This is a genomic window from Streptomyces viridosporus, from assembly GCF_002078235.1.
GTDB lineage: Bacteria > Actinomycetota > Actinomycetes > Streptomycetales > Streptomycetaceae > Streptomyces > Streptomyces viridosporus.
Window position 1 is genome coordinate 1 of sequence record NZ_MSGP01000857.1, and the last position, 672, is coordinate 672.

The 672-nt window shown below is 74.3% G+C and carries 1 protein-coding gene; it reads right to left on the minus strand.

All coding sequences use genetic code 11. From position 1 onward, the window contains the following. Positions 1-506 (minus strand): AEC family transporter (locus B7L92_RS38185; protein ID WP_174704091.1); only part of this gene is annotated, 506 nt, incomplete at its 3' end. Positions 507-672: the final 166 nt, after the last annotated feature.

The window sequence follows — 672 nt, forward strand, 5'->3', positions numbered from 1 at the left end:
GACCCCACCGCGATCGGATTGCGCAACGGCGTGAGCAGCCGCCGCCACAGCGGGCCCTTCTCGCCCGCGGTGGTCAGGTCGAGGACCGTCAGGGCCACCGGCGTGACCCCCACGAGCTGGAACAGCAGCACCGGCGCCACGAGGGAGGCGTCCCCCAGGACGTACACGGCGATCGGGATGCCGAGGTTGCCGGCGTTGACGTAGCCGGAGCACAGGGCGCCGATCGTGGTGCGGCCCGCGCCCCAGCGGCGTACGACACCCACCGCCACGAAGACGCCCGCCACCGCCGCCGTGCTCAGCGCCGTGACCAGGAGCCGGCCGGAGAAGACCACCGACAGGTCGGCCCGGGCGAGTGTGGTGAACAGCAGGGCCGGGGACGCCACATGGAACGCGAGCGTGGTCAGGACCTCGCCGCCCTGCCCCCCGAGACGCCCCCGGCGGCCGAGGACGTAGCCGACGCCGATGACGACCGCGATCACGGCGAACCCGCTCAGGACCCCCTGCACGGCGGCTCCTCGCGGCAGCGAGCCGGACCGGACACCGCGGGCGGAGGCGATCTTCGACGCATACGGCCAACCCTCCGGGGAAGGCCGCGCCCGGTCAATGTGATCCTCGCGGCGCCCGCCGTGCCCCGCCCCCGCGGGCCCCCGCGACTGTCCCTCATACACATCT